The 16,891-nt window shown below is 71.3% G+C and carries 12 protein-coding genes, 2 pseudogenes and 1 riboswitch; of the genes and pseudogenes, 13 read left to right on the top strand and 1 reads right to left on the bottom strand.

Annotated elements, in window-relative coordinates; translation table 11 throughout:
* Positions 1-61: 61 nt before the first annotated feature.
* The 7 genes and pseudogenes from AB0G84_RS32395 to AB0G84_RS32365 all read left to right on the top strand — a co-directional run.
* Positions 62-1,147: pseudogene (locus AB0G84_RS32395) on the top strand (alkaline phosphatase family protein); the annotation flags it as partial.
* Between the two features lie 193 nt (positions 1,148-1,340).
* Entirely contained in the window at positions 1,341-3,680 is a 2,340-nt protein-coding gene (locus tag AB0G84_RS32390; protein ID WP_361328864.1) for an FAD/NAD(P)-binding protein, read from the top strand.
* Between the two features lie 331 nt (positions 3,681-4,011).
* Positions 4,012-4,476: a DoxX family protein gene (locus AB0G84_RS32385; protein ID WP_361328861.1), complete on the top strand. Its 465-nt coding sequence runs from the start codon at positions 4,012-4,014 to the stop codon at positions 4,474-4,476.
* Positions 4,477-4,696: 220 nt separating this feature from the next.
* Positions 4,697-5,359, top strand: a complete 663-nt coding sequence (locus AB0G84_RS32380) for a VTT domain-containing protein (protein WP_361328858.1) — start codon at positions 4,697-4,699, stop codon at positions 5,357-5,359.
* Positions 5,360-5,852: 493 nt separating this feature from the next.
* A pseudogene (locus AB0G84_RS32375) lies at positions 5,853-6,347 on the top strand (N-acetyltransferase); the annotation flags it as partial.
* 294 nt (positions 6,348-6,641) lie between these two features.
* Positions 6,642-8,027: a class I SAM-dependent methyltransferase gene (locus AB0G84_RS32370; RefSeq protein ID WP_361328856.1), complete on the top strand. Its 1,386-nt coding sequence runs from the start codon at positions 6,642-6,644 to the stop codon at positions 8,025-8,027.
* A 747-nt stretch (positions 8,028-8,774) separates the two neighbouring features.
* Positions 8,775-9,443, top strand: coding sequence for a nucleoside/nucleotide kinase family protein (locus AB0G84_RS32365; RefSeq protein ID WP_361328853.1), 669 nt, complete (start codon positions 8,775-8,777; stop codon positions 9,441-9,443).
* 104 nt (positions 9,444-9,547) lie between these two features.
* On the opposite strand, the gene AB0G84_RS32360 is transcribed toward AB0G84_RS32365, so the two are convergent.
* Entirely contained in the window at positions 9,548-9,952 is a 405-nt protein-coding gene (locus AB0G84_RS32360) for a hypothetical protein (protein ID WP_361328924.1), read from the bottom strand.
* A 194-nt stretch (positions 9,953-10,146) separates the two neighbouring features.
* Here AB0G84_RS32360 and AB0G84_RS32355 point away from each other — a divergent pair, with 194 nt between their 5' ends.
* The 6 genes from AB0G84_RS32355 (at position 10,147) to AB0G84_RS32330 (ending at position 16,877) form a co-directional block, all read left to right on the top strand.
* A complete protein-coding gene (locus AB0G84_RS32355) occupies positions 10,147-10,923 on the top strand; it encodes a MarR family winged helix-turn-helix transcriptional regulator (protein WP_361328850.1) in 777 nt (258 codons plus the stop codon).
* Positions 10,920-11,768 (top strand): alpha/beta hydrolase, encoded by an 849-nt coding sequence (locus AB0G84_RS32350; RefSeq protein WP_361328847.1) that lies wholly within the window; start codon positions 10,920-10,922, stop codon positions 11,766-11,768. The genes AB0G84_RS32355 and AB0G84_RS32350 overlap by 4 nt, the downstream gene beginning before the upstream one ends.
* A 61-nt stretch (positions 11,769-11,829) precedes the next feature.
* A riboswitch (cobalamin riboswitch) is annotated at positions 11,830-12,046 on the top strand.
* Between the two features lie 30 nt (positions 12,047-12,076).
* Positions 12,077-13,234: a HoxN/HupN/NixA family nickel/cobalt transporter gene (locus AB0G84_RS32345; RefSeq protein ID WP_361328921.1), complete on the top strand. Its 1,158-nt coding sequence runs from the start codon at positions 12,077-12,079 to the stop codon at positions 13,232-13,234.
* A gap of 346 nt (positions 13,235-13,580) precedes the next feature.
* Positions 13,581-14,489: a DUF4231 domain-containing protein gene (locus tag AB0G84_RS32340; protein WP_361328844.1), complete on the top strand. Its 909-nt coding sequence runs from the start codon at positions 13,581-13,583 to the stop codon at positions 14,487-14,489.
* Between the two features lie 703 nt (positions 14,490-15,192).
* Complete coding sequence (locus AB0G84_RS32335; RefSeq protein ID WP_361328918.1) at positions 15,193-15,660, top strand: transposase family protein; 468 nt, start codon at positions 15,193-15,195, stop codon at positions 15,658-15,660.
* Positions 15,657-16,877, top strand: coding sequence for a cytochrome P450 (locus AB0G84_RS32330; RefSeq protein WP_361328841.1), 1,221 nt, complete (start codon positions 15,657-15,659; stop codon positions 16,875-16,877). Before AB0G84_RS32335 ends, AB0G84_RS32330 begins: the two co-directional genes overlap by 4 nt.
* Positions 16,878-16,891 lie beyond the last annotated feature (14 nt).

The following is a 16,891-nucleotide window of genomic DNA, read 5'->3' as shown; positions in this document are numbered from 1 at the left end:
CCCGACGGCCACCCAGCGCGGGCAGTCATCGGGGGCCAGGGCCAGAAGTGTTTCGGCGTCCGACCACGACGTGATCGACGATTGGAACACCTCCGCGGCCTGGTTGGCCCGGATGCGGGCGACCTCCTGGTGGCGGGAGCGGATACTCGGCGGCCTGATGTCGTACTGGGTCTACCAGCACCTGGGCAACCTCTCCCCCGCCGAACTCGCCGCCGATGAGCTGTACAGCCGGGTGCGGGCGGCCGGCGACGGCACCCACCTGGTGCGGGGGTTCGCGGCCGCGGCCGAAGCCGACCCGTCGGGGGTGCGCTGGAGCTACCGCCGCGACCTGGGCCGGGTCCGGCTGGTCATGATCGACACCCGCGCCGGCCGCGTCCTGGACGAGGGCGATCGCGCGATGCTCGACAAGGCCGAGGGCGAATGGCTGCGGCAGGCCGTACTGGACGGGCGAAAGGGCTACGACCATCTGCTGCTCGGCAGTTCGCTGCCCTGGCTGCTGCCGCACCTGGTGCACGCCGCGGAGGGCTGGAACGCCGCGCTGTGTGCCGGGGAGCGCGGGCCCCGCTGGGCACGCGCCGGTGAAGCCCTCCGCCAGCGGGCCGATTTGGAGCACTGGGCGGCGTTCCCCGCCTCGTTCGCCGCGCTCACCGAGCTGATCGCCGAGGCGGGCTCCGGCGCCCACGCCCCGGCGACGGTCTGCGTGTTGTCGGGGGACGTCCACCACGCGTACGTGGCCGAGCCGCACTGGCGCGGCACCGCCGGCCCACGGCCCACCAGCCGGGTCCTGCAACTGACCTGCTCCCCGGTGCACAACAGCATCCCCGGCTCGTTGCGGGCCGGCTTCCGGTTCGGCTGGAGCCGGACCGGGCGCCGACTGGGGCGGCTGCTGGCGCGGCACGGGCGGCTCGGCCGGCCGCCGCTGACCTGGCGGCGTACCGGCGGCCCGTGGTTCGGCAACCAGTTGATGACCCTGACGCTGGCCGGCCGTACGGCGCGGATCGCGCTCGACCAGGCCCGCCGGGAAGAATCCGGCGGCGTCCGGCTCGTCACGGTCTGGCGGGATGAACGGCCCGGTGCGCCGGTTGCCGGGGAATCCGGTGGTGCGCAGGCCTCTGCCCGGGGAACCGACCGGCAGAAGCGGGGATGATGCGGGTGAATCGGCGCTCCCGGGCGGTCCAGGCCCGCGGCGTGGGGGACGCAGATGTGGCGTATTTCTTGGCCACCCGGGTGCTGTACGGGCGGGTCCGGCGGTGATGATGGGGCGCACATCCGAACGCCGCCCCGCCTCTCGGCCGGCCGCGCCCCGCGCCGGCCGTCCGCCGCCCCAGGGAGAGCCCCTCTTGGCCGCCGACCACCTCGCCGACCACCCCTGCCACCGCCACCCCGCTCTCACCCTCGCGATCGTCGGCGCGGGGCCGCGCGGGACGAGCGTGCTGGAGCGGCTCTGCGCCTCGGCCGCCGAACTGGCCCCCGGCGCCCGTCTGACCGTCCATGTCATCGACCCCGCGCCGCCCGGCGCCGGCCAGGTGTGGCGCACCGATCAGCCGGGCGAGCTGCTGATGAACACCGTGGCGTCGCAGGTCACGCTGTTCACCGACGAGAGCGTGGAGTGTGCCGGCCCGATACGGCCGGGGCCGAGCCTGTACGACTGGGAGGGGTGCCGGGTCGGACCGGACGACTACCCGGAACGCGCGCTCTACGGCCGCTATCTGGAGTGGGTGTTCCACCACACGGTGCGCACCGCCCCCCAGGAGGTGACCGTGGTGCCGCACACCGCCCGTGCAGTACGGCTGGCCGAGGCGCCGGACGGGTCACAGGCACTCTCCCTCGACGACGGGCGGACCCTGACCGGCCTGGGCGCCGTCGTCCTGGCCCAGGGGCATCTGCCCACGGTCCCGGACACCGAGCAGCGGCGGCTGGCCCACTACGCCGCCGGGCACGGCCTGGCCTATCTGCCGCCCGCCAACCCCGCCGATCTGACCGCGGAGCTGGCGGCGCTGGCCCCGGGCCGCCCGGTGCTGCTGCGCGGTCTCGGTCTCAACTTCTTCGACCACATGGCGCTGTTGACGACGGCCCGCGGCGGCCGGTTCGTGCCCGGTGCGGACGGCGGACTGAGGTATCTGCCGTCCGGGCGGGAACCGCGACTGTACGCCGGCTCGCGGCGCGGCGTCCCGTACCACGCCCGGGGCGACAACGCGAAGGGCGCGCACGGCCGCCACCTACCGCTGCTGCTCACGCCCGATGTGATCGCCGCCTTCCGCAAGCGCGCCGACTCCGGCGACCTGCCCGACTTCCTGACGGAGGTCTGGCCCCTGGTGGCCAAGGAAGTGGAGACGGTCTACTACGAGGCGCTGCTCGCGCGGCGGCAACCGGGCGGGGACACCGGGACCGAAGCGGACCCCGGGACGGAGACAGACCCCGGGACGGAGACAGACCCCGGGACGGAGACAGACCCCGGGACGGAGACGGACCCCGGGACGGAGGCGAACAACGGGACGGAGGCGGACACCGGGACAGAGGCGGACATCCACCCCGCGGCGGACACCCACCCGGAGCCGGCCCCGGACCCGCACGCGGAGCCGGACGCCCCTGCTGATCCGTACCGCCACCCGGAACCCAACGCCCCCACGGGTGCGCACGCGGGCCGGGGGCACCACCGGGAGACCTCCCCGGAGCGCTTCCGGAGCCGCTTCCTGGGCAGCGCGCACCGCAGCCCCGAGGAGACCGCCACGCTGAACGCGTTCGGTATCGCACCCGCCGAACGCTGGGACTGGGACCGGATCTGCCGGCCGCACGCGGGGCGGTCGTTCGACGGCCGGGCCGCCTTCCGGGCGTGGCTGCTGGACCGTCTGCGCACCGACATCGCGCACGCCCGGCAGGGCAATGTCTCCGGTCCGGTGAAGGCGGCGCTGGACGTGCTGCGGGATCTGCGCAACGAGCTGCGGCAGATCGTCGATCACGGCGGACTGTCGGGCGCGTCCCGCCGCACGCACTTGGACCGCTGGTACACCCCGCTGAACGCCTTCCTCTCCATCGGGCCACCGCGCCGCCGGACAGCAGAGATGACGGCGCTGATCGAGGCGGGGGTGCTGGAGGTGGTCGGTCCGCGCATGACGGTCCGGCCGGGCGACGACGAGGGCCGGGGGCCGGGCTTCACGGCGTACTCCCCGGATGTGCCGGGCTCGGAGGTGACCGCGACCGCCCTGATAGAGGCACGGCTACCGGAGCCGGATCTGCGGCGCACCGGTGATGCGCTGCTGGCCACACTGCTGGCCGACGGCGGCTGTCGGCCGCACACCGTGGACGGCTACCAGACCGGCGGGCTCGACGTCTCAGCGAGCCCGTACCACCTGGTCGAGGCCGACGGGCGGCACCATCCGCGCCGGTTCGCGGTCGGGGTGCCGACGGAGGGCGTGCACTGGGTGACCGCGGCGGGGGCGCGCCCCGGAGTGGGATCGGTCACCCTGGCCGATACGGACGCGGTGGCACGGGCGGCGCTGCGGGCAGCGCTGCGGCCGGCGAACGGGGAGGGCCCGGAGCGCGCGGGCGGGGGCCGCGCGGAACACCGGAACGGGATGCCGGCCGGGGCCCCGGTCCGTCCCGAAGGGAAGGGCTCGGGCGCCATCGAACCGACCCCACGACTGACGTCGATAGCGCGCCCCAGGGCCGAACTCGCCTGACCCCACCGGGGATTGACACGCGGCCGGAGCGGGCCGGCAGCCCACATGCGGGCGAGAGCGGCGGCGAGCGGGAGCCGACGCGCGACCGGGACCGCTCCGGCCGGAGGACGTGCGCGCGACCGCTCCGCACCGACCCGACCGGTGCCGAGCGGTGGGCTCGCCCCCCGCTGCACCACCGCCGCCCGCGGCGGCCCGCACGCCCACCCCGAACGAATCGGTTCGTGCCAAAGGCGCCTTTGGGACAGAACTTGAACTTGCAAGCACTATTAGGCCTCCCTAACCTATGCCTCCGCGGTTCTCATCGTCCCCAAGAATCCGTAGGAGTCCCCACATGTCCGCACCCTTGAGCTCGTTCACCCAGCGCGCCACACCGCATGCGCTGGCCCTCTTCCGCGTGGTCGTCGGCCTGCTCTTCGCGTGCCACGGCGCGTCCTCGCTCTTCGGGGTGCTCGGCGGCGCGATGGGCCAGGGGGGCACCGTCCCCACCGGCGCCTGGCCGGGCTGGTACGCCGCGGTGATACAGCTGGGCGGCGGCCTCCTCGTGCTGCTCGGCCTGGGCACCCGCGCCGCGGCGCTGGTGAGCTCCGGCTCGATGGCGTACGCGTACTTCTCCGTCCACCAGGGCACGGCGCTGTGGCCCATACAGAACGGCGGCGAGGCCTCCGCGATGTTCTGCTGGGCCTTCCTGCTGCTCTTCTTCACCGGCCCCGGCGCCTGGGCCCTGGACCGCGTCTTCTTCGGCCCGGGTGAGCAGGAGGCGGCCCCTTCCGTCCAGCGCGAGCCCTCCGCCGCCTGACGACCTCCCGGCGTGGGCCCGTCCCACGCCCCGGCCACGGCCCGTACGGCAGCGCTGCCGTACGGGCCGTGGCATGTCCGCACCCCCCTGGCCCGCCCCGGCCCGCGCTCGCCGCCCCCTGGCCGTCCCCCTTCCGGGGCCAGGCGTACGCTGTATGGCTGTACAGCCGCCCCTGCCGCACCGAGCGACGTCGCGGCGGGGTTCGGAGCGGGAGAACAACGTGTGGGAGAACCTGGGGTCCCTGAGCGGCACACCTTGGGTGTATGTGATCGTCAGCCTCTCGATCGTGCTCGATGTCTTCGTACCGATCCTGCCCAGCGGGGTCCTGGTGATCGCCGCGGCCACCGCCGCCGGCACCGGAACCGCCGCCGACGCGGTCGGCCGTGTCGAAGCCACCTCGGCCGTCCATAACGGCGCCCACCTCGCCGAGATGCTCTCCCTGGTGGTCTGCGCGGCCACCGCCTCGGTGCTCGGCGACATGGTCGCCTACCGGCTCGCCTGGCGCGGCGGCGAACGCTTCGACCGGACCATCGGCCGCTCCCGCCGCCTCACCGCCGCACAGGAGCGGCTCGGCACGGCGCTGACCCGCGGCGGTGGCGGCATCGTCGTACTGGCCCGCTTCGCGCCCGCCGGACGGTCGGTGGTCAGCCTGGGCGCCGGTGTCGCCCACCGCACGGTCCGTGAGTTCCTCCCCTGGTCCGCGCTGGCCGGCCTCGCCTGGGCCGCGTACAGCGTGAGCCTGGGCTACTTCGGCGGCCACTGGCTCGGCACGTCCTGGGTCAGCACCGCACTCTCCGTCCTCGCCCTCGTCGCCGCGGGCTCGGCCGCGGTGTTCCTGATGCGACGACCGGAACGGCAACCGGCTCCGGCCCCGGCCCACTGAGCGGTACGGAATCCGGGACGGCGAGCGGGACGGCAGCCGGGACGGCGAGCGGTGCGGGGGGCTGGCCGGCCTGGGGCGCTGGCCGGCGCGGGACACTGGCTCGTCCAGGGCGCCGGGCGACGGCGGGACTAACGGGCCCCGGGCTCCAGCCTGCGGCGGGACACTGACCGGCCCGGGGCTCACCCGCCCAAGACTCACCCTCGTCTCGGGCTCCCCGTACAGGGTTCTCCCCGCACAGGCCTCTATCGGCACCGGAGGGCACCGCTGGAAATCCCTTCGCCGCCCGTCGGCCCCGGCTGCAACGATGACCGACATGAGCGGCAAGGACACCGAGAACACCGGTACGTTCGCGTCCGGCGCCCCGGACGGAGCCGGGGGCACCCCCGCGGGCGGCGACGCGACCGGCACACCGGCCAGCAGCACAAAGGACATCCCGGCGGCTCCTGGCGACACCGGGGGCCGCACCCCTGACGCCGTCAGCGCCTGGTACCCACGCCCCGAGACCGCGGCCGACGCCCCGGCGGTCCGTCGGATCAACCTCGCCGCCTTCCCGACGCCCGGCGAGGCGGACCTCGTCGATGCGCTGCGCCGGGACCCGGCGGCCTGGCTGCCCGGCCTCTCGTACGTCGCCGACGCCCCCGACGGCACTCCGGCCGCCCATGCTCTGCTGACACGCTGTCATATCGACGAGGTCCCCGCGGTCGCCCTCGCCCCGTGCGCGGTACTCCCCGCACACCAGCGGTCGGGCGCCGGCGGCGCGGTGATCCGGGCCCTACTGGAGGCGGCGCGAGCGGCCGGCGAGCGCACCGCGCTGGTGCTCGGCCACCCGCCGTACTACCCGCGCTTCGGGTTCGCGCCCGCCGCCTCACGCTTCGGCATCCTGCCCCCGCAGCCCTGGCCGGACGAGGCCTTCCTGGCGCTCTCCCTGGACGGCTCCCCGCCCCCGCGCGGCACAGTGCGCTACCCGGCGGCGTTCGGCATCGCCTGACCGGAACCGGCTGATCAGCCGACCGACCAGCCGACCAGCCGGTCAACCGGTCAACCGGTCAACCGGTCAACCGACCAGCGAACGACCGGCCCGCCGCAACCGATGCGGACGTCGGGTCGCGGAGTCCACCTGCGGGCACGGAGTAAAGTCAACGGTCACACCACCCCTTCAGCGCCGCCGGCGCGGACGACCCGCCGCGCACCGCGCCGCACCCCGCCCTTGCTGGCCGGGCGACGCGGCACCACGGCACCGCCCACGGGAGGGGCCCGAACCACACACGCGAGGCACACAGCGGTGAATCCACCACCGGTCGTCGAATGGACCGAGGCCGGCCGGCCCCGCTCCGCCCGTTGGCGCTCCGAAAACGGCTCGCCGCCACCCCGCAGGATCGTCATCGCGGACGACCGCACACGGGCCGACGACGCCTACAAACTGGCCTGTGAGGGCACCGCGCTGCTCTGGCGCGGCGACTTCCACAACGCACGCCAGTTGCTGACCGCGCTGGCCCGCCGGATCGACCGCCGGCCGCGCAAGGCTCCGCCGGCCGACGTCACACTGGCCTTCCACCAGCACCGCGCCGCCCAGAACCAGCGCGCCCGGATCCTCGGCATGCTGCTGATCCCGCTCGATGCGACGTACGCCGTCCCGCTGCACCGGGCCCCCGACGTCCGCGAGGCCTGCACCAGGGCGTACGGCCCGAGCTCACCCGAACCGGCGCTCCGGCCCGCCGCTCCGACGGACGCGAACCTGGCCCCGGCAACCCCGGCCCCGGCCCCGGCCCCGGGCAACGCTCCAGCTCCGACGCTGAGCGACGGGAGCGCCGCCCCGGCCGCCGCGGACGGTGCTCCGGCCGCCGAGGACGACGTCCTGCCCGTCGAGGACGATGTTCCAGCCGCCGGGAACGACGCTCCGGCCACCGCGGACGATGCTCCGGCCGCCGAGGACGACGCTCCGGCCACCGCTTCCCTCGTCTCCCTCCGCGAACTCCTCGCCCTCATCGGCGCCAACGAATGGCGCAGGAAGGGCGTGGAGATCCCGGCGCTCGGCGGCGACCGGATCCATCCGCACTACGGGGTGTTCTCACCGGCCCGCGGCGAGTACGTGGACCTGGTGGCGGAGGCTCCGCTGCCCTCGCAGGAGCTCGCGTTCGACATCGGTACCGGAACCGGCGTGCTGGCCTCGGTACTCGCCCGGCGCGGCGTCCGCAGGGTGGTGGCCACCGACCAGGACCCACGCGCGCTGGCCTGTGCCCGTGAGAACACCCAACGGCTGGGCGTCGACGGGCAGGTGGAGGTGATCGAGGCGGATCTGTTCCCGGCCGGCCGCGCCCCACTGGTCGTCTGCAACCCGCCGTGGGTACCGGCGAAACCGACCTCCCCCGTGGAGCGCGCGGTCTACGACCCGGGCAACCAGATGCTGTTCGGCTTCCTGACCGGCCTCGCGGACCACCTGACCCCGGACGGTGAGGGCTGGTTGATCCTCTCCGACCTGGCGGAACACCTCGGCCTGCGCCCGCACACCGACCTCCGCGACGCCTTCGCCACGTCCGGGCTCACCGTCCTCGGCCGGCTCGACATCGCCCCGCGCCACCCGCGCGCCCGCGACACCTCCGACCCACTCCACGTGGCCCGTGCGGCCGAGGTCACCTCACTGTGGCGACTGGGCAGGTCGGACCACTAGGAGGCTCCCGAGCCGCGACGCCCGTTGGGCGGCCCGGCACCGGTCCCGGTCCTGGCCCTGGTCCTGGCCCCGTCCCCGTCCCCGTCCCCGAGGCATGGCACCCCGCTGGACAGTTCTCCGACTCCGTTCCGAGTTATGGCGCGCGCTCGGGTCACCAGGCCACGGCGCATCCTCAGACTTACCCTCCAGGCCTGCCCCTCCGTCCCCAGGGGCAGGCCCGAGGGACGGCCCCCAGGGTCGGGGTCGGGACAGACCTCAGAGCAAAGCTGGGCCCGGGCCCGCCGGCGGGCCGGGGTATGCCGACCGGAGCCGATCAACCCGATCGCGGCCCCAGGAGGCAGCCCTCGTTACAGCCCGAGGCGCAGGCCTTCGGAGACAGCCCCGGTCACGGGTCGAGGCGCGCCCCCCAGGAGACATACCCGGTCACGGGCCGAGGCGCGGCCGCGATGCCCACGAGAACACCCGGTTACGGGCCGAGGCGCGACCCCAGGGCACCGGCCCGCCAGATCCATCCGCTCAAGCCCAAGTCCGCAGTCCCCACCCACATCTACAGTCCCCCGCCTACATCCACAGGCCCGCACCCACACCCCCGTCCCACACCCGCCTTGCACACATGACGGCGCCGCTCACCGGCATCCTCGCGGACCGCCACCGGCGGCCCGCACACGCTCACCACCTCATCGCCGACCTCGGCATCGGCCCGCACCACACCCCTCCACATCGACGATCAGGCACGATGGACGCACCATGGATCCTCGGTACCTCCTCTCCCGTGCCCACCAACTCGCCACCGAAGCGACCCCCTCCCGCCGTCGGTTGCTCGGCATCACAGGTCCGCCCGGCGCCGGCAAGTCCACCCTCGCCGCCTACCTGGTCGCAGAGTTGGCCGGCAGGGCAGCGCTCGTCCCGATGGACGGCTTCCATCTGGCCGAGGCCGAATTGCGCCGCCTCGGCCGCATGGACCGCAAGGGCGCCCCCGACACCTTCGACCCGGCCGGCTACGCCGCACTGCTAGCACGCCTGCGCGCCCCGGCCCCGGACGCGGCCCCGGACAGCGCCGTCTATGCACCGGCCTTCGACCGCCGCATCGAGGAGCCGGTCGCCGGCAGCATCCCCGTGGCACCGCACATCCCTCTCATCGTCACCGAGGGCAACTACCTCCTCCTCGATTCCGCCCCCTGGTCCTCGCTACGCAACCTGCTCGACGAGATCTGGTACGTGGACCTGGACACCCCGGAACGGGTCCGGCGCCTGATCGACCGCCATGAGCGCTTCGGACGCCCGCGCCCCGACGCCGAGCACTTCGTCCACACCTCGGATGAGGCCAACGCCCGCGTGGTAGCCGCAACCCGCGACCGCGCCGACCTCGTCATCACCTTCACCCCCACACAGGCCCCACCCCCACAGACCGACTGATCCTTCCCCCTCGCCTGGCCCGCCCTCCCCAGCCGCCTCCGCCTCCCCTCCTCTCGCACCTAGCCGGCCTCACACCGCGCGCACCCCAGCCCTCCCCCCTCCGGTCACGCGCCAACACCCGCCGCCTGACCGCCCCGTCGGCCACCTCCACCCGCGAGCAGACCGACCACCGACAGCGCACCCCATCCCACGGACACCACGGCCGCCTTCACCCTCCGGTCCCGCCCGGGCAACGTGAGGCTCAGCAGCGCGGCATCCCCGAAGTCCGCCGCGATCCGCACGCAGGCGGCGGTGCGCAGCGCGGGGCCCTCCGGCGCCAGTGCGAGTACGAGCCCGCTCACCGCATCCCGCCACGCCAACGGGCGCAGTGAGGTCCGGGTGTCCTGTGCCGTCCGCCCCTCCCCATCGACCAGGCCCGAAGGCCGCGCCAGCAGGTCAGGCACCGCCGTCACCGCCACTCCGTACACCGCCGTGGCCACCCCGACCGCACGCAACAACCCGACCTTCATCCGCGCCACCGCCTTCCCTTTCCCTCACCACCGGGCTTCTCGCCCCTCGCTTCCACACTCTCCCGCCGCACCCACTCAACTTCCTTCCGCATCCACCCCCTTCTCAAACGACATCATCGATGTCATCATGACATCAACAGTGTCAGCATGAGTGCGCACCACAGAGCGGCGCGCACCACAGAAGGGGGATGCGAATGAACATCACCGAAGCCGGTTTCGGCATGAACGGCACGGAAGCCGACCCCGGGGGGATCACCGACCCCCACGCCACCGAACGCAACGAGAACAACGAGAACAACGAGAACAACGAGCGCGGGAACGCCACGGACACCGAGGCCACCGCGAACCGCCTCTCTGCACGGACCGCCAGGCAACGCAAACCGGCCGAAGACCCACCTCATACCGGCGACCTTCTCTACGACGTCATCCGACGCCTCTGGCCACTGCACCGCACGGTCGTCCGCGCGGTGGAGCGGGAACTGAAGGACACCGGCATGACAGCCGGCGAACACGCACTGCTGGACGCCCTGGAAAGCGAAGGCCCGCGCACCGTCCCCCAGTTGGCGCGTTCCATGGGGCTGGACCGACAGCCGGTACAGCGCTGGGTGAACCACGCCAGGGAGCTGGGCCTGGTAGTGACGGCCCCCAACCCGGCACACCGCCGCTCCTCCCTGATCGAGCTCACCGCCCAGGGCTCGGCCGCCATACGCGGGATCCAGACCTTCGAGACCACGGAGCTGCGGCAGCGCCTGGCTGACCTGCCCAGCGAGGACATCCACACCGCACTGCACGTACTCGACCGACTCGGCGAGGAATTCCGGCACCTGGCGAACGGCTCGCACGTTCCACCGGAGGAAACCGACAGTCACGGCAATCGCGATACTTACACCGGTAGCGACAATAGCGACGGCAGTGACATTGCACCCGCCGCTCCCCGGCATCGCACACACAGAGGACGGTCCCAAGAATGACCCGCGCCATCACCGCCTGGTCCGAGATAGACAACGGCCTGGTGCCCATCGACGACGGCGAGTTGTTCTACGAGACGGCCGGCTCGGGTCCCGCGGTCGTGCTGCTGCACGGCGGCATGCTCGACCAGCACATGTGGGACGAGCAGTTCGCCTGGTTGGTGAACTCCGGCCTCCGCGCGATCCGCTACGACTTCCGCGGCCACGGCCTGTCCTCCACGGTGACCGGGGACTACGCCAACCACGACGACCTGTGCACCCTGCTCGACGCACTCGACGTCCCCCGCGCCGTCCTCGTCGGCCTCTCCCATGGCGCGCGGGTCGCACTCGACACCGCCATAGCCCACCCGGAGCGGGTGACCGCCCTCGCGCTCTCCTCCCCCGGCATCAGCGGCCGCCCCTTCACCGACCCCTTCGTCCTGGAACACATCAGGGAACAGGTGGCGGCCATCGGCGCACCGGACGGCGCCGAGCGCTACGTCGAGCACTTTCTACGGATGTGGGTGGACGGACCGCACCGTGAACCGTCCGCCGTGCACCCGGGATTCCGTGAGCGGATGCGTGCCTCGGCCGCGGCCAACGTAGAGGTGCACGCCGATGGAGTGGGCGCGGGTATGCCGCTGGAGGTCGGAGCCGCAGACCGTCTGACCGAAATCCGGGTGCCGACGGTCGTCCTCGACGGCGATCTCGACAGCAGAGACATCTCCGCCAACGCCCATGCCATAGCACTGGCCGTCCCCGGCGCCCGAAGAGTCCGCATACCGGGGGCCGGCCACATGGTCAACCTGGAGAACACCGCGCTCTACGACCAGGAACTGCACGCATTCCTCTCCGCCTTGGAATACTGACCCCTCGACCGGCTGGCCCGGACGCTGACTCACCCCACACCCCACCCCTCCCCTCCGGCGGTTAGAGTGGCCGGGCCGTGGTGTTCGGGAAGACCGGTGGCGGACCTCGTGGTCCCATTCCGGAGCGGCCCTCGCCACTGTGATCGGGGAGTTTCCATCCCTCTCCGTATGCGCACGGCGCGCATACGGCGCCACTGACCGCACCCTGCGGCCGGGAAGGCGGGGACGGACGCGGGCACCCGTAAGCCAGGAGACCGGCCACGGCATCTCACGAGTTGATCCACGAGGTGCTGGAGCGTGACCGCCGGATGGCCCTGTCCACCGATACCCCGAACACCCCTGCCCCCACCAGCTTCCGCTGGCGCCGGCAGGACACCGTCCGTACCGCGGGACTGATGGCCGTCATAGCCGGGCTGCACGTCGTTGCCTTCGGCGTGCTCTTCCTCCTGGTGGTGCCACACCACTACTCCGTCGGAAGCCAGGTCTTCGGCGTCGGACTGGGTGTCACCGCGTACACCCTCGGCATGCGGCACGCCTTCGACGCCGACCACATCGCCGCGATCGACAACACCACCCGCAAGCTGATGGCCGACGGCAAGCGACCGGTGTCGGTGGGCTTCTGGTTCGCGCTCGGCCATTCCAGCGTGGTCGTCGTGATGGCCGCCCTCGTGGCGGGCGGTGCCCACCTCGCGGGCATCCTCCTCAACGACCAATCCCGCACCCACCAGATCCTGGGCACGATCGGCACCACGATCTCGGGCAGCTTCCTCTACCTCATCGCCGCCCTCAACCTCATCGCCCTGACCGGCATCTGGCGCGTCTTCCGCGGGATGCGCGACGGCCAGTACGACGAGGCGGAACTGGAACAGCGCCTCGATTCACGCGGCTTCATGAACCGCTTCCTGGGACGCTTCACCCGCTCCATATCCCGCCCCGGCCAGATGTTCCCGCTCGGCTTCCTCTTCGGGCTCGGCTTCGACACCGCGACCGAAGTGACCCTCATGGTCATGGCGGGCAGCGGGGCGGCGGCCGGTCTCCCCTGGTACGCCATCCTGTGTCTGCCGCTGCTCTTCGCCGCCGGAATGAGCCTGTTCGACACCCTCGACGGCACCTTTATGAATTTCGCCTATCAGTGGGCGTTCTCCAACCCGGTGCGCAAGGTCTACTACAACCTCACCATCACCGGCCTGTCGATCGCCGTCGCGTTCTTCATCGGCACGATCGAGCTGGTGACCGTGCTGCACGACAAGCTCTCCCTCAACGACCCGCTGACCGACTGGGTCTCGGGCCTCAACCTCGACAATGCCGGCTTCATCATCGTCGGCCTGTTCCTGGTGGTGTGGGCCGCGGCACTGGCGTACTGGCGACTCGCCGGCGTCGAAAGGCGCTGGGAGCAGCGCGCCCGACACACCCCCACGGCAACCACCCCACCGACACCCCCCACCTCCCGCACCCCGGACTCCTGACCGCCCGCTGAAAACACCCAAGGCCCAGGCCTCCCGACCAACCCCGGGCAGCCTGGGCCTTCGCCATCCCCGAACCAATCAAACCCCAAAACACACAAACCCCAACGCCGCGATGCACCGGACTGGTCTTCTCACCGGACAGCGGGGCGGCCCAGTTGGCGATCATGTCGACGAGCGAATCAGGCGGTCGAAGCCAGGCCGGTGCGGCTCGGACGGGCCATTTCCGCGACGCGCCGGAGCCAGCCTGGCCGACCGTCAACAAGGAAGAGCGGGATTTCCGCCGCAGCAGCATCAACTAGTCGGCTAGCATGGCGTGTTGACTGTCCTACCTACTCAAGGAAGTCCGATGACTGGCCCTGGCAGCGACAGCTTCACCTGGCATCAGCTTCCGCCCTTTTTCCAAGATGCCGACACTGGCTCCATACGCTCAAAACGCCGCTATTTCGGTCAACTCCGCCTGACGCTGCTTCTATTGTTCTTGGCGGCAGCCGTCGGTGCCACGACGATCAAATTCGGCAGTAACGGGATCGACTGGGCAGGATTTGTTGCCGCCTTGGCCTTCATTTCCTCCATCTTGGTTCGGCTCTACATCGTGGAGCAACGAGATGAGCGGCGCTGGTACGAGTGCCGGGCCGCCGCCGAATCGTGCAAGACGCTCGCTTGGCGCTACGCGGTGTGTGGAGAACCCTTTCCTGAATCCATGCCTGCAGCCGAGGCCCGGCGTCTCTTCATCAACAGACTCCGAGAGATCAGCCTTGGTCTCGATATCGTCGATGTGTCGGCCGGACTCGACGTCAACGAGGCGATGGAACGCTGCCGTGCCGCCAGTAGGGACGAGAGGATCGAGACCTACAAAAGCAATCGCCTGACGGAACAAGTCGAGTGGTATGCACGGATGGCCAAACTGCGAGATAGGCAGTCCCGTACTTGGCGGAGTATTGCTCTCGTTGGGGAGATGCTCGGAGTCGTCGCCGGTGCGGTGAAGGCATACGGCGCGGTTTCCATCGATCTACTCGGTGTCGTCAGTGCGGGAGTTGCCGGAATCACCGCATGGTTCCAGGCACAGCGTCTGGAGACAGAAGCCTCTGCATATAGCCTGACCGCCCGGGAGATCAGACACATTCTCTCCCTTACGGATGAATCTGCGGACGCGGAGTCGTGGGGAAAATTCGTCGACCAGGCAGAATCCGCAATCTCCCGAGAGCACACCATGTGGGCGTCGGGCCGCACGGGTAACGTGGGGCTGACAGGCTGACTGAGCAGGAGAGGGACGCCCTCCTGAACGAAGGTCGCACACTGAGCGCGCACAGCAGAGCTTCTCACGCGTTCGCGGTGCTTCCCGCCCTCATGTGTACTGAATCCGTTTCTGCGGAGCGCCCCTCCTGACCGGTCATAGGGCGATGCGGACTCTGCCCTATAGGGTCAATCGCGCGTTGCGCACTGGTTCCTGGGGAAGCACCTGGCAGCCCTCCCCCGGAAGACACTCCCCCCGCAGCCCCTCACACCTGACACGGTGTGCGGCTGCGTAGACCATCTCCGTGGCGCCGCCCCAGTACGGGCACGGACAATTCAGGATGCCTGATCCCATTCGGTTGCCGGCAGGACTGCGACTGCGTCCCACGGCTGCCGCGCGCCGGCCGACTGGCGCTTCGCCACGTTTCTACCGTCCGGCAACGCTGCCCTGCCCACAGGCAAGGACCGGCTGGCTCGAGCCCGAGCTCGCCCCGTTCCCGTGGCAGGACGCCGACCGGCGACACCCCCGGGAGGAAGAGGCACGATGACCTTAACCGGGCAACGGCCGTACGGGATCAGCAGGTTGTGAAGCTGACTGGGCCCGTGCGGCCTGTTCCCACCCTGGCCTGACGGGCGCGCTCGCACTCCTGCTCCTCTCCCGCGTACATCTTGGCGAGCTGATCTAAGAACCGGCACCCAGATGGGAGTCCAGCCGCGAATCGGCACTGCGCGAGCGCCGGGGCAGGGAGCGCCGACATGCCGCCGGGGCCGGCCCCAACCGACGCCTGGTCTTCACCGACCGGCTCCTGGTCACCCTCGTCGCACTCCGGCTCGGCCTGCCTCACACCGCGCTGGCTCAGACGTACGGAGTGGACCGCACCACCGTCTCCGGGGCGGCCCGGCCAGGCCGCATGCACGATCAGACCACCGTGCGCACCGAGGGCATCGCCGAACAGTTCCGCCTCCACCCCAACGTCAAGGCAGAGGTCAACGAAGGCTACCGAGGCCCGACCAACGCGTTCCCCGACCAGGTCACCGCCCCATCGAGGAAACCGAAGGACGAGAGATTCACCAACCGCCGCGACGACTCCACCCATGCGAGATTCGTAAGTCAGTCGATTGACTTACGACAGGGATTGGGATTGACTCCGATACAACCGCCCGAATCACTGAGCCGTGGAGGCCGCAAGTGACCCAAGCCCGGGACACCGAGTCGTTCAGCTACCCGATCGCCGCTCCGGCGGCGCTGGAGCCGCCGGAGCAGTGGGCGGAGCTTCGGCAGAAATGCCCGGTGGCGCGCGTGACGTTGCCGAGCGGTGACGAGGCTGCGCTGCTGACTCGATACGAGGACGTGAAGACAGCGCTTTCCGACCCGCGCCTGAGTCGCGAGGGGCTGGCCTTGCCCGACGCCGCCCGCGTGGCGGCCGGTGACTCGGAGAGCATTTTCAGCAGCCCGATGGCGAAGGCGCTCAACGCCGAGGGCCACGAGCGGTGGCGGCGCATGGTCAGCAAGTGGTTCACGGCGAAGCGGATGTCAGCGCTGCGGCCGGCCATGGAGGCCATGACCGACCAGCTCATCGACGAGATGCTGGAACACGGCCGGCCGGCGGACCTGGTGACGCACTTGGCCTTCCCTCTTCCGGTGCTCGTGATCTGCAGCATGCTCGGCGTGCCGGAAAGCGACCGGGACAGGTTCAAGAGCTGGTCCGACACCTTCTTGAACACGACCCGGTACACGCGGGCCGAGACGGCAGCGGCGCATCAGGACTTCGCCGGGTACATGTCCAGCCTGATCGCCGAAAAGCGCGCACAGCCGGGAGACGACCTCCTCAGCCTTCTCATGGACGGCACCGACGCCGAGGGCGAGCCCATGTCCGAAGCCGGCCTGGTGGCCACCGGGCAGGCGCTGCTGCTGGCGGGCCATGAGACCACTGCGGGCTTCATCGCCATGATGGTGGCCCATCTGCTGTCCGACCGTCGGCGCTGGGAGCGGTTGCTGGCCGACCTTTCGCTGATCCGGCCGGCGGTGGAGGAGGTGCTCCGATTCGACCCGAACGGCAGCGGCTTCGGCATGCTGCGGTACGTGCACGAGGACACCGAGCTCTCCGGCGGAGTGGTGCCCCGCGGCACCACCGTGGTGTGCAGCATGGCCGCGGCCAACCGCGACGAGAGCGCCTGGGAGGGCGCGGACGACATGGACCTGGGCCGTACCCCCAATCCGCATCTCGCCTTCGGTGCCGGTCCGCACTCCTGCCTCGGGCAGCCGCTGGCCCGCACCGAGTTGCAGGTTGTGCTCACTGTCCTGCTGCGCCGGTTGCCCACACTCGACCTCGGGGTCGCTGTCAAGGACCTGCGCCGCCACGAGGGGCTGCTGACCACCCCGCTGCGTGAACTGCCGGTGACCTGGTGAGCGGCGGCAGCGGT

Source organism: Streptomyces sp. NPDC020742 (assembly GCF_040641675.1).
In the GTDB taxonomy this organism is placed as follows: Bacteria; Actinomycetota; Actinomycetes; order Streptomycetales; family Streptomycetaceae; genus Streptomyces.
This window is presented reverse-complemented; position numbering and strand designations above follow the sequence as displayed.